A 13,139-nucleotide genomic window follows, 5' to 3' on the forward strand; every position below is an offset into this window, starting at 1 on the left:
GATTGCCTGTGAAATCGAGCAATGGAGCGACGTTGACAACAAGTGTGGATTACGAGGGCCGTCTGTTCATCGGCGGCGAGTTCAGGGAGGCGTCGTCTGGCCTTCGTTATGCCGTCATCAACCCGGCGGACCAATCAGTGGTCGCATCGGTTGCCGATGCGGGGCCTGAGGATGTGGCAGCGGCCGTCTCGGCTGCGCGAATTGCCGCTGATACCACCGACTGGAGTACCAACCACGACTTCCGTCGACGCTGTCTCACCCAGCTGCAGGCGGCCCTACGTGAAGCGGCACCGCAATTCCGTCAGCTCGCAACAGCGGAGGCCGGAACTCCTCAACAAGCGACGGTGACGCACGTCGACGCCATGATCGAAGACATGGACTATTTCAACGGTCTGATTGGGACGTGGCGCTGGGAGGAAGACCTGCCGGCGTACGACCTGATGGGTATGTCGAGCAATCGGCGGATCCGGTACGAGCCGTACGGCGTAGTCGGTGCCATCACCCCATGGAATGCCCCGTTCATGACCAACCTCTGGAAGGTGGCGCACGCCCTCGCGACGGGTAACACGGTCGTCCTGAAAAGTGCGCCGGACACGCCCCTGAGCGCAGCGCTCATCGCCAAGGTGGCCGCCGAGTCAACTGATATTCCCACAGGCGTTTTGAATACGATCAGCTCGTCGGACAAGGCGATCGCAGGCGAGGCGCTTACTACTGATCCTCGCGTCGACCTGTTCCACTTCACGGGCTCACCCGCTGTGGGACAACGTATTGCGCAGAACGCGGCTGTCGGTATCCGCCATGTGGTACTCGAACTCGGTGGTAAGTCCGCCAACGTCCTGCTACCGGACGCGGACTTGGACATGGCTACCGCACTTGGTGTGGGCATGTGCATGGCGAACAGCGGGCAGGGCTGCGCGCTTGCGACACGCATGGTCGTACATGCCGACATCTACGATGAAGTCGTCGCTCGGCTGGAAGCTGCCGTGAGCGCGTTGCCGTGGGGAGATCCAACCGATCTGGGCACTGTCGTCGGACCGATTATCCGTGAAGAGCAACTGCAGCGGATCGAAGGGCTCGTCGACCGGGCGGTTGCGGCGGGCGCCCGTGTCGTCACCGGCGGTCGGCGCGCCGACGTCAATGGGAAGGGCTTCTGGTACCTGCCGACGGTGGTCGCAGATGTCGACGAGAACGCCGAGATCGCGCAGGAAGAAGTCTTCGGTCCTGTGCTCACGGTGATCCGCTATGTCGGCGACGACGATGAAGCCGTCCGGGTCGCCAACAACAGCCGCTACGGCCTTTCGGCGTACGTCCAGTCACGTGACGAGGATCGAGCGTGGAACGTCGCGAACCGCCTCAAGGCGGGCACTGTCAACATCAACAACTCCTTTTACCTTTCGCCGGATTCACCTTTCGGCGGCTACGGGATCAGTGGTGATGGAGTGGAGCACGGCGAAGCGGGCTTCCGTGAGTACCTGCAGCTCAAAACAATTGCCAGCCCGAACAATCCCTGAAAGGAGCTTTGAATATGAGGTTGCAAGGCAAAATTGTCGTCATCACCGGATCGGGTTCAGGTCTGGGACGCGACGCCGCATCGTTGTTCGCGTCGGAAGGAGCGACGATCGTCACAAGCGACATCGTGCCCGGCCGTGCCGAGGCGGCGGCGAAGGAGGTCGAGGCTGCCGGTGGGACTGCCGTCGCCATTGATGCCGACGTCCGCAAAGAGGCAGACATCAAGAATCTTGTATCCCAGACCGTTGCCAACTTCGGACGTATCGACGTCATGTGGGCCAACGCAGGGATCCCGGAGCCAGGGTTTGGTTCGCAACCGTTCATCGACTCGTCGCTCGAAGACTGGGACAACATATTCAGAGTGAACACCACGGGGATCTATCTCGCATGGAAGCATGCAGCGAAGTGGATGGTGACGAACAACCATAGCGGCAACCTGCTTGCAACCACCTCTGCGGCGGCGTTTGTCGCATACCCGGGGTTTCCGATGTACACGGCGTCGAAAGCGGGCGCGAACGGTCTCGTCCACGCCGCAGCCATCGAGTTGGGCAAGTTCGGAATTCGCGCGAATGCGCTGTGCCCAACGCACGGTATGTCGGTCAACTTCGCGCTCCCCGCAGAGGCTGACGTGCTCGGGAAGTCGTACGAGGAGATGTCACCCTGGGATCCCGACCATCGAGCGATGCCGCTTCGGCTCGATCGCCCGCCGAATCTGCGCGACAACTCTAGTCTCGCTCTGTTCCTGGCGTCCGACGAGTCGCTCTACATGACCGGACAGACCATTCAGTCAGCCGATGGCGGGCAATTCGCTCGTTCCTCGATAATCTTCCCGACTGACCTCGGCGAAGACAACGACATCACCGCCGGCTCGATACCGGAAGAGCTTCGCGATCAGGCCGACTGACGGCGAAGGATAGAAACAGCTGCATGACAAGTTCTCGCCGGAGCGGCGGCACACCACGTCAGGGTGTGCCGCCGCTTTGGGGTCGCTCGGCTACACCGTAGTACCGGTGTACCCAGTCTTGAGCTTGTTGCGCAACAGTTTTCCCGTCGCGGTGTACGGCAATGACTCGGCAAACACGACGTCGTCGGGTGTCCGGGAACCGCGAAGCTGTTGGCGGACATACTGACGAAGAGCTTCCGCCGATGGGGATTCGCCGACTCCGGTGACGACAACCACAGCAACGATGCGTTCACCCCATTCGTCGTCGTCGGCGCCGAAGACGGCGACGTCACTCACGCTGGGATGTTCGACAAGGACAACCTCGATCTCTGACGGCGAGATGTTCTCACCACCCCGGATGATGGTGTCGTCTGAGCGCCCTTCAATGAACAGATATCCGTCCGGGTCCAGCGAAGCGCGGTCTTTGGTCGGGAACCATCCGTCGACATCGAGCACAGAACCAATACCGACGTATGTCCCGGACACCTGTGGCCCGCGGACCCAGAGTTCGCCAACCTCGCCCGTTGCCAGCGTGGTGCCGCCCGGACCTCGAATTATTCCCTCTACCCCGGGTACGAGCCGCCCGACCGAATCGAGACGCCGTCTGGCGACCGGATCGCCGGTGAAAGCCCGCCGATGATCTTCTGGACCTAGGACTGCCACGGTGGAACTGGTCTCGGTGAGCCCGTAGGCATTGACGAAGTCGACATCTGGAAACTGCCGCAGGGCCCGTTCGAGTACAGGCCGAGGCATTCGGGCTCCGCCATACGCGAGAGCGCGCAGCGACGGGGTGTCGGCGATGGTATCGCCAAGCTCATCGAGGATTCGCGCGAGCATCGTGGGTACGAGCATGGCGTTCGACACATTCTCCGAGCGCACCAGATCCAGCCAACCGCGGCCGGTGAAGTTGGGCAGATAGGCCATCCGCCGGCCGGCGTATATGTTTGTGAGCACCGTGCCCATGCCGGCGATGTGATACGGCGGGACGCTGACCAGCGCTGCCGAATCTTCTGGTGCCGAGGCGAATTCGACAGTCTGCAGGACGTAGTTGACCAGGTGTTCGTGCTTGAGGACCACCCCTTTGGGCTTCGAGGTGGTTCCGCTGGTGAACAAGATGACGGCGGCTTTGTCATCATTGACCGGGTGCTCGTCGAGCGGATCTGCACCCAGGGAGTTCGCGATCCATTCATCGGTGGTGATCACGCTCGGCAGAACCGGCCGGACCGTGTCGACGTAGGTGTGATCCACGACGATCAACGGGTTGGGCAGTTCGGCAATCTGATCGGCGAGTTGGTCGGGCGACAGTCGGTAGTTCAGTGGGGTCAGCGGTACCCCGGCCAGTCCCGCGCTGAACAGCAGGCACGGCACCACCGGACCGTTGAGACCTACGAAAACCAGAGATTGTGCGCCACTTTCAATGATCAACCGCGCACCGCCCGCTGCAGCCCGACGGACGCCACCGTAGGTGAGGGTGCGCCCGTCAGCGGTGAGCGCAACGCGTTCGCCATAGGTGTCCGCGGCCATCTCGAGTATCAATGCGATAGGCATCTACTAACGTGCCTCGTCTTGTGCGGTTCGTTCCGGGATGCGGAACAGTTCCGCGAACGTGCCGCGTAAGACCCTGTCTTGGATTGCCGGATCGACGCCGTCAAACAGTGTGCGCAGGGTCTCCTGAGTGTGACCGTATGTCCCCTCGAGGTGTGGATAGTCATCACCCCAGCAGACGTTGCGGTAGTTGGTCCCCTCGATGATCTGAACGCCGCTGATGTCGTGCTGGAACGATGCATACACCTGATGGCGAACGATCTCGCTGGGTAGGCGATCAAGCTTTGGGCGCACGAACATCCCGTGCTGACGGTAGGCCTCGTCCATGCGGTCGCCTATTGCGGGCACCCATGCTGCGCCGCCCTCGGCGATGAGGATTTTGAGGTCTGGATGCCGATCGAGGGCGCCACCTGCAACCATGTGCGACACAACCCTCATGCCTGGATACGTCGTCTCCATGTAGTTCACGACAGCCCCACCGGGGCCCCGGTACACGACGTTCTCACCGCCAGTTCCGATGTGGAAAGACAAAACCGTGTTGTGTTCCTCGGCGGCGGCCCACAGCGGCTCCCATTTGTCGAGGCCCCACTCTTCACCCGGCCTGGTCCCGCACGGCAGAAATACCGTCTGAAATCCCATTCCCACTGCCCGCTCGAGCTCAGCGACGGCGTCAGAGACATCCGCGATGGGAACGATCGCGGGAGTGAAGATACGGTCGTTCTTCTGCAGAACTTCCTCGTAGGCCCAGTCGTTCCATGCGCGGACGACTTCGCGCGCGAGCTCGGGATCTTGGATCTCTACGGTCCAAAAGCCCATGGAAGGAAAGGCAAGCTGTGCCCACACGCCCTCTTGGTCAAGGTCTTTCAGTCGAATGTCGAGATCGCGAGCGCCCGGGGGGCGGATTGCGTCCATGAAATCGTTCAACTGTCGGTTGATCTGTTTGCCGTCGATGTACAGCACCTCAAATTTTTCGCCGCGTTCGGCGCGGGGCGCTCGATCGGCCAGTCGTTGTGGCAGGCGCTGAGTCCAGAGGTCGTCGGGCTCTAGCACGTGAGAATCGGCGGAGTTGGCCCAAATCTTCGTCATGTGTCCCTCTTCTCGGTGGCGGTTAGGGGTCGCGCACAGTTCACGCGTCTACGCCGCAGCGGCGGCTTCCCCTACTATACATGTATAGTAGGGGATGGTGTGCATCACAATCCGTACTCCGCATCATTACGAACTGCCTGAGGAGGATGGCTATGGCCGAACACGGTGGCGGTCTACGACCGGACACAGAAGATCCCAGCGCCTTTGAGCAATCGGCTCGACGATTCTTGTCGGCCACCGCGCGGCCGCGGACTGATTCGGCCAGGGAGTGGGGCCAAGGTAGAGACAGTGTCAGCTACTTCGCCAGTGGCACCGCGGAACAAGAACGAGATGCGGTTCTCGCCGCAAAGAAATGGCAGAGAACGCGATACGAAAACGGTTGGGGCTGGATCACTGGTCCATCCGAGTTCGGTGGGCTCGACCTGCCAGTGAACTATCAGATGATCTACAACTCAGTCGAAGCCGACTTCGACGTACCAGATACGAATCAGCTCTCGGTGGTAGGCCTGGGGATGATCGGACCGACCATTCTCGAACACGGCAATGATGAGCTGCGAGCGAGCCTGCTGCCGGCGATGTACAGCGGGGACAAGATCGCCTGTCAGCTCTTTTCCGAGCCGGGGGCGGGTTCAGATCTGGCATCCGTCGAGACCAGGGCTGTTCAGCAAGGCGATGAATGGATTCTGAATGGGCAGAAGGTCTGGACATCGGCTGCACAGCACAGCGCTATCGGCGAGATTCTCTGTCGCACAGATCCAGAGCTGCCGAAACACCGTGGCATGACAGCCTTCATCATCGACATGACGGCGCCCGGGGTCGAGGTGCGGCCACTGCGCCAGATGACCGGTGGCGAGGAGTTCAACGAGGTGTTCCTGACCGATGTCCGGGTGCCGGACGGTAACCGCCTCGGCGAAGTGAATGGCGGTTGGTCTGTCGCCCTGACCACGCTGACCAAGGAACGTGATGTCGTCGCGGGATCGGACACGGAGGACATCGACCGTGCGTTGACGCCCAAGCATCTGTCGGCTTTGATGCGAGCCACCTGGACCTGGGATGATCGTGCGCTGCGTCGAGACCTGAGCCAGCTCATCGCAGAAGCAATGGCGGTCGACGGTCTGAACGAGATGGCGGCCCAGGCAATGGAAACCGGCCAGGCAGCCGGTCCGGAACGCTCGATCGCCAAGCTCATGCACGGCAGAAACCTCACTCGCAGTGCGCATTTTGCTTCAGACGTACTGGGACCCCGAATCATAGCCGACAACGGCGATTGGGGCACGTACTCGTGGTCAGAGTTCCTCTTGGCATCCCCGGCGCTGCGAATTCTTGGTGGGACAGAAGAGATCATGAAGAACATACTCGCGGAGCAAGTTCTGGGATTGCCGAAAGACCCTGGAATCGACTCGAAGTCGCCTTTCCGGCCTCAGCGCCACGCCACGACAGGGGGAGAAGCACGATGACTGTTACCACACTGCAAGAACTGGCCGAACTCCGAGCCAGCGTCCGCAAGTTTCTTGAGACCAGGCTCCCCGAATCGAGGGTTCGTGAGCTGATCGAGACAACGACAGCCTTTGATGCCGAGATCTGGATGGAGATGAGCTCCGGTCTCGGGCTCCAGGGCCTGGCAATTCCCGAACGCTTCGGCGGTGAAGGCTACGGATTGCGCGAAGTGGCGGTCGTATTCGAGGAGATGGGCAGGACACTGGCGCCGACACCATACTTCGCCGCATTCGTTGCGGCGCAGACCCTGCTGGATTCGGGTGACGATGCTGCCTGTGCTAGGTACCTCCCCGCGTTGACCGACGGATCGAAGCTCGCGACGGTCGCTGCGGCGGAGCGCGATGGTTCGTGGGACGCCGCTGTCATCCGAACACGGGCCGAACTGAAGGCCGACCAAACCTGGGAGCTGACGGGTAAGAAGTTCTGGGTTCCCAACGCGGAGACCGCGGACGTGATCTTCGTTTTTGCGCGCACCACAGCGGGACCGACGCTGTTCGCGGTCGAGCGCAGCGACAAAAGCGTTCAGGTGGAGGCGATGCGAGTGCTGGACGGAACTCGACCACTGGCGACAGTCGATCTCGACGCCACCCCGGCCGTTCTGATCGGCAGGCAAGGTGGGGGCGGAAGGCTCCTGTCCCGAGTGCTCGACGTTGCCGGACTTGCGCTTGCATCCGAACAGGTGGGCCTCGCTCAGCGGTGTCTGGAGATGAGCACGATGTACGCCAAGACGAGGGTCCAGTTCGGCCGCCCGGTCGGTACCTTTCAAGCAGTGAAACACATCTGTGCCGAGATGCTTGCGCAGCTCGAAATGGCCAGGGCTGCAACTACCGTTGCTGTCAGAGCGTCGGAACAGAACACTGCCGAGTCGGCAGTGACTGCGGCAGCGGCGCACATCACGGCGTCAGCTGCGGCAATGTTCGTCGCCAAGGAGACAATTCAGGTTCACGGTGGCATCGGATTTACCTGGGATCACCCGGCGCACCTCTATTTCCGCCGCGCGAAAGCCTCAGAGATGCTGCTGGGAGGGCCCGCGCTCTCGCACGAGCGGCTCTTGGAGCGTTTGGGAATCTGATCGGAGGTCGGGGTGGCGGCGCGAGCAGCTGCCGCCACCCCGTTGATCGTCACCGATTGTCAGGCGAGACAGTCTGCCGCAAGATTGGCGATGTTGATGATCCGGTTCAGTCCGGCGCGGGACTGATCGTAGCCGGATGGCGGGTATCCGTTGGTCAGAAATGCGAACGACAATCCGGTGCTGGGGTCGCCGAAGGCGATCTGGCACGGTGCACCGCCGTGGCCGAAGGTCGTCGGACCCGTCGCTGTCGGCAGGAACGCACGCGACAGGCCGTCGTCGCCGACTACTGCCACGAAAAGTGCAATATTGCCAGGTACGCTGGCGGTGCCGCCGCGTTCACCTTCGATCGGCAATCTGACCCGAATGCGCAACGCGTCTTCGACGACATCGCGTCGCCAGAGCGGTGAGTGCATCAAGGCCTGGTACCAGCGTGCAAGGTCGGATGCGTTTGCAACCATCGAGTGACTTGGTTCGCCGGCAGCGAGGATCTCTGGTCTCGCGAGATACCATGGCCCCCACGGGTAGACCTCAGAGTTGTCGTCGGCGGCGCCCACCCGCACGAACGGTGCCACGTTGTCTTGGGCGGCGAGTGGTGGTCCGATCTCGATGCTGTCGAGATGTAGTGGCTCGGTCAATGTCGAGCGGAGGTACTCGCTGATCGGGGAGCCGGTGACACGCTGGCACAGTTCGGCGATCACCCAGGCGGCAGAGGTCAAGTGAAACTCGAGTTTGGTACCCGGTGCCGAGGTCAGGCGCCACTTTGCGAACGCCTCGAGGCGCTTGTCGCGGTCGAGCATCTGAGGAAATGCGAGAGGCGCCAGCGGGAATCCGCCCATGTGGGTGAGAACCTGCTCAACGGTGACGATGTCTTTGCCATTACTACCGAATTCGGGAATGTACGACGCGACCGATCTCGAGATGTCCAACAGTCCATCGGAAATCAGCTTCCAGACCACACCGGCCACAACGGGCCTGCCGGCTGACTGCAGTACGTACCGCGTATCGGTGGTTGCTTGCCCAAACGCTTCGAAAGCGTATTCCTCGTCGTTGACCGAGACTGAGACCTGCGCCGATGGCAGTGTGCCGTCGTCAATCTCAAGTCGGATGCGGTCTAGCAAGATGTTGAGTCGTCGATGGTCGACTCGTTGAGTCTGCAATGGATGCTCCTTTGTGTTCTGATACATGTTTCACGTACTGGCTTGGGGTGCCGACGCACGAAGAATCGAGTTGTACGAGTAAAGTTCGTACCCTGGATGAAGTTCGTGTCACGAAAGGCAGGCGAGGGTGGCCACCAAGAAATCTGTTCGCGAGCGCAGCCCCCTGGGGCGTGTCGCTATCGCGGCAACCGCGACCGAGATGATCCGGGAACGCGGGATCGAGAAGCTCACGATGCGCGCTGTAGCAGCTCAGCTGGGGGTGTCGGCAATGGCGCTCTACCATCATGTAGAGGACAAGGATGAACTCCTCCGACTTGTCGGTGATGAGCTGCTCGGTCAAATCGACCTTCCTGATCCCGAGTCTGGTGAATGGCGGGACCTGTTCACGTACACCGTGAACGCCTCGATTGACTCTTTGTTGAGCCTTCCTGGATTGAGCTCGGTGGTCTTGACGAGCAAGTTGCTCCCCAACGCCCGACGTCTGTTGTTCTTCAGCATTCGACAGTTCGAACGAGCAGGGCTGGACCGCGATCGTGCGCAAGAGGCGTACGCGGGTGTGCAACAACTCGTACTCGGTCACCTTTTGGTACACGAGAGTGCCAACTTTCAAACCGCGCCGACCTCCCACCCGGATGCCGATATGTCGGCGTATCTGATGCAACTCCGTTCTCGCAAGAGTTTCGATCATGCGCTCGCCGGTCTGTTGGATCATTATCCGCCTTCGTAGCCGAGCCGCGCCGGCTCTTCCGGTTCCGTTGCGTGACGACTCTGAGGTGGAGTGCTCTTGCCTACTATACATGTATAGATGGCATTGTTAGTATGGTCTCATGCGCTTGATCACCGATTCTGGTTGCGGTACTGGCCACTGCCGACGCCATAGCGAAGCCCCGGCGTGGTGGATGCCGACGAGGGTGGGCAACCGTCGTCGCTGGGCGGACAAGTTTCACCATTGCGAATCCGGCAGCTTTCTGCGGCGAGATACTTCGGGAATGTCCGGTGGCGAAGGTGGAAGTTGTCCACGCATCGTGGAAGGGGTTGCTCGTGCAGGTCTATAAGGACGGCGGTGTCGGTGCGGACGATGTGCCTGCAGTCGCTCGGCCCGACAGCTTCTTCCAGTACGCGGACCTCAACCCCGACCGCATCGCGGTGGTCGAACCCGGTGGGACATCCCACACGTTTGGCGAACTACACCGACTGGCCAACCGAATCTCACACGCGTTGCGCGCAGCAAACATTGTCGCCGGTGACCGCGTTGCGCTGTTGTCGCCGAATTGTGCGGACTTCCTGGCAATCCTGCTGGGTGCCGAACAGGTTGGCGTCAAGGTGGTTCCAGTGAACTATCACCTCACCGCACCCGAAATCGCATATATCGTCACGAATGGTGACAGCAGGCTGCTGTTGGTGCACGCGAACTACGAGTCGGTCGCTCAACTGGCGATGGCGACAGCGTCATTGCCGTCTGACCGGTGTCTCCTGCTGGGACCGTCCACGTCCTCCGGTCGGAGGTTCTCGGATCTCATCGACCAGTACAGCGAGGACCCACCGTTGGACCGCGTGCACGGATCGGTGATGATGTACACCTCCGGCACGACTGGCAGGCCCAAAGGCGTCAGTTGGCCCTCGCGGGAGGTGGATCCGGAGTCAGCTGCCAGGGCGCTCGATCCGTTGATGGCACTGCGTGGAATGCAGCACGACGTCACAGCGGTCAGTCTGGTGAGTGGACCGCTATACCATGGAGCGCCCCTCGGCTGGGGGACACAGGCGCTTCATCACGGGCACAGTCTCGTCCTCATGGACAAGTGGGACAGCAGAGAGTTCTTGAGGCTCGTTCAGCGTCATGGGGTCACCACCGCTCAACTGGCGCCTATCCACTTCTACCGTCTGTTGCAGCTCACCGCCGATGAGCGGGCACAGTTCGATACCAGCACGCTGCAGGTTGTATCGCATTCGGGCGCACCAACCCCGGTCACTGTCAAACGGCACATCATGGAGTGGCTGGGCCCCGTTCTCTACGAATATTATGCGTCGACCGAAGGTTTCGGCACCAGCATCTCGCCCCAGGACTGGCTCGAGCATCCGGGCAGTGTCGGACGTGTTGACGGCAACGGCGCTGATATGCAGATCCTCGATGAGGACGGCAACGGCGTCGGCGCAGGAGTGACCGGAACGCTGTGGATTCGGAATCCTGGGGGGCTGGCATCGGAATACTTCGGCGATGCAGAAAAGACCGTGTCAGCGCGGCGCGGAGAGTACTTCACGACTGGGGACATGGCGTACATCGATGGCAGCGGATGGCTGTATCTCGTCGACAGGCGCACCGACATGATCCTTTCCGGAGGGGTGAACATCTATCCCGCAGAGATCGAGGACGTGATGCGGACCCATCCCGCTGTGGACGACGTCGCCGTGCTGGGTCTGCCCGACGAGGAGTGGGGGCAGCGAGTGCACGCGGTGGTGGTGCCGGCTGCGGGTCATCGTCCCGATGATCATCTCGCCTCTGAGATCCTCGGCGAACTTGCTCACTCGGTTGCGAAGTACAAAGTACCCAAGACGGTCGAGTTTCGCGACTTGCTTCCGTACTCCGCGTCAGGAAAACTGTTGCGACGCGTTCTCCGTGAGGATTTGGCCGAGTCGGAATGATCTGAATGTGACCCGCACTAGTGCGGAGTCTGGACTCGCAGACTCGCCCGGAGATCGGATTTCCGGACTTTACCTGCAGGCGTCCGCGGAAAGTCCGCTGCGTGATGCCGTACTTCTTCTGGCCACTTGTATTTGGAGATCTGTGCAGCCGCCATGTGCGCGGCGATCTCGGCAACGGATGGTGCGTCGAACCCCGGTGCCGGGCGAATGAATGCACAGGCGTGTTCACCTGTTCGCGGATCTGGGGCAGCGACGACCGCGACATCAGAGACCTGTGGCATGGAGATGAGTACCGACTCGACTTCGGCAGCGCTGATGTTCAATCCTGACCTGATGATGATGTCCTTCTTGCGGTCCATTACCGAAAGACAGCCGTCGTCGTCGATCGCACCTATGTCGCCGGTTCGGTACCATCCATGGGCGAACGCTTCGGCGTTCAGAGAAGCATCGGTGTAACCGGAAAAGAGGTCGGGGCCCCGACTGAGGATCTCACCGGCATGCCCCGTCGTCACATCTATGCCGGCGTCGTCGACTATTCGAACTTCTACTCCGGTGCACAGGGTCCCGTCTGTGTTCGCACGCATGTGCAGGGGCTGATCGGGGCGACCCAGGGAAATGCTCGGGTGCTCGGTGCATCCGTATCCCCGCCACGCTCGAACTCCCAAATCATCTGCCCGCGTGATCAAATCAGGTGGCACCGAGGCACCCCCGAGGGGAGCCATCTCGATGAGTGAATGGTGGGCTGGGGTGCAGTCGGGATGATCGAGGAGGGAAGCCAGGAACAGAGGTGCACCGCTACCTGCCGACAAGTCCTCACTGATCATGAGGGCGAGCACCTGACCGGGATCCCAGTAGTCCAAGAGGTGAATGTCTTGCCCCAGCAGGGGCGGGACAAGAACTGATATGAGCATGCCGGTGACGTGGCTGACCGGCGAAGTACTCACCAGGGGGTGTGAGCGTCGGTCCAGCAAGGGTGACATGTGCAGTCGGGAGTCGGCACAGAGGGCTCGGTGACTGAGGAGAACCCCTTTGGGTACACCGGTCGTGCCGGACGTCCAGCCGATGACGGCGGGCGCAGCGGGATCGACGATGGCGGGTTCCGAAAGCGGATCGGTGTCGAGCAGATCGTGGAAGTCGAGGACGCCCGTCGGTGTGGCCCGGTCGCCGACAGCGATCACGTGCTCGAGTTCCGGATACTCGGATCGCATGTCGAGCACACTGTCGAAGTCGAACGCGGCCTTCTGCCAATTCGCGACTATGACCACTCGTGCGCCGGACTGCCGCAGGGCCATTCGGACTTCACGAAGGCCAGATGCACTCGCCACGGGCACCAGGACCGCACCGAGGAGAACGAGCCCGTAGAACACGGCGGCGGCCTCGACACTGTTCGGTAGCTGGAAGGCAACAGAATCCCCAGGCCGCACGCCACGACGCCGCAACCCTGTCGCCACGCGTCGAGCCATCTGTGCAACGTCGAGAAGTGTCCCATTCCAAGGGCGTTCGTTTGAGTGGACTCGGAACAGGCGGGCCTCCGACCGGCTCAAGGCATCAACGAGCAGGCTCGGCAATGTCTTGCCGTCCCACCACCCTTGCTGCCGGTACTCGTCCGAGATCGCCGTCTCCGGATCGACGGTTTGCCACGTTGTCATCGTCTCGACACCACCAGTGCTATACATGTAAAGGGTCAATT

The 13,139-nt window shown here is 61.2% G+C and carries 10 protein-coding genes; 6 read left to right on the forward strand and 4 right to left on the reverse strand.

The window, feature by feature from the left end:
* The first annotated feature begins 32 nt into the window (after window positions 1-32).
* On the forward strand, window positions 33-1,511 hold the full coding sequence (locus ACVT6V_RS10885; protein ID WP_489899770.1) for an aldehyde dehydrogenase family protein: 1,479 nt from the start codon (window positions 33-35) through the stop codon (window positions 1,509-1,511).
* A gap of 14 nt (window positions 1,512-1,525) precedes the next feature.
* Window positions 1,526-2,413: an SDR family NAD(P)-dependent oxidoreductase gene (locus ACVT6V_RS10890; RefSeq protein ID WP_124708179.1), complete on the forward strand. Its 888-nt coding sequence runs from the start codon at window positions 1,526-1,528 to the stop codon at window positions 2,411-2,413.
* A 90-nt stretch (window positions 2,414-2,503) separates the two neighbouring features.
* On the opposite strand, the gene ACVT6V_RS10895 is transcribed toward ACVT6V_RS10890, so the two are convergent.
* Both ACVT6V_RS10895 and ACVT6V_RS10900 read right to left on the reverse strand, forming a co-directional pair.
* Window positions 2,504-4,000, reverse strand: a complete 1,497-nt coding sequence (locus ACVT6V_RS10895; protein ID WP_489899771.1) for a class I adenylate-forming enzyme family protein — start codon at window positions 3,998-4,000, stop codon at window positions 2,504-2,506.
* Between the two features lie 3 nt (window positions 4,001-4,003).
* Window positions 4,004-5,083 (reverse strand): amidohydrolase family protein, encoded by a 1,080-nt coding sequence (locus tag ACVT6V_RS10900; protein WP_124708177.1) that lies wholly within the window; start codon window positions 5,081-5,083, stop codon window positions 4,004-4,006.
* A gap of 152 nt (window positions 5,084-5,235) precedes the next feature.
* Here ACVT6V_RS10900 and ACVT6V_RS10905 point away from each other — a divergent pair, with 152 nt between their 5' ends.
* Window positions 5,236-6,540, forward strand: a complete 1,305-nt coding sequence (locus tag ACVT6V_RS10905; RefSeq protein ID WP_124708176.1) for an acyl-CoA dehydrogenase family protein — start codon at window positions 5,236-5,238, stop codon at window positions 6,538-6,540.
* Window positions 6,537-7,652, forward strand: a complete 1,116-nt coding sequence (locus tag ACVT6V_RS10910; protein ID WP_124708175.1) for an acyl-CoA dehydrogenase family protein — start codon at window positions 6,537-6,539, stop codon at window positions 7,650-7,652. Before ACVT6V_RS10905 ends, ACVT6V_RS10910 begins: the two co-directional genes overlap by 4 nt.
* A 59-nt stretch (window positions 7,653-7,711) precedes the next feature.
* On the opposite strand, the gene ACVT6V_RS10915 is transcribed toward ACVT6V_RS10910, so the two are convergent.
* Window positions 7,712-8,836, reverse strand: coding sequence for a serine hydrolase domain-containing protein (locus ACVT6V_RS10915; protein WP_489899772.1), 1,125 nt, complete (start codon window positions 8,834-8,836; stop codon window positions 7,712-7,714).
* 100 nt (window positions 8,837-8,936) lie between these two features.
* Here ACVT6V_RS10915 and ACVT6V_RS10920 point away from each other — a divergent pair, with 100 nt between their 5' ends.
* Both ACVT6V_RS10920 and ACVT6V_RS10925 read left to right on the forward strand, forming a co-directional pair.
* On the forward strand, window positions 8,937-9,536 hold the full coding sequence (locus ACVT6V_RS10920) for a TetR/AcrR family transcriptional regulator (protein ID WP_124708173.1): 600 nt from the start codon (window positions 8,937-8,939) through the stop codon (window positions 9,534-9,536).
* Window positions 9,537-9,889: 353 nt separating this feature from the next.
* Window positions 9,890-11,449, forward strand: coding sequence for an AMP-binding protein (locus ACVT6V_RS10925; protein ID WP_489900775.1), 1,560 nt, complete (start codon window positions 9,890-9,892; stop codon window positions 11,447-11,449).
* 17 nt (window positions 11,450-11,466) lie between these two features.
* Here the strand turns inward: ACVT6V_RS10925 and ACVT6V_RS10930 are convergent, their stop codons facing one another.
* Window positions 11,467-13,098 (reverse strand): AMP-binding protein, encoded by a 1,632-nt coding sequence (locus ACVT6V_RS10930; RefSeq protein WP_489899773.1) that lies wholly within the window; start codon window positions 13,096-13,098, stop codon window positions 11,467-11,469.
* Between the last annotated feature and the right edge of the window lie 41 nt (window positions 13,099-13,139).

The sequence above is a fragment of the Gordonia sp. LMA167 genome (genome assembly GCF_058130025.1).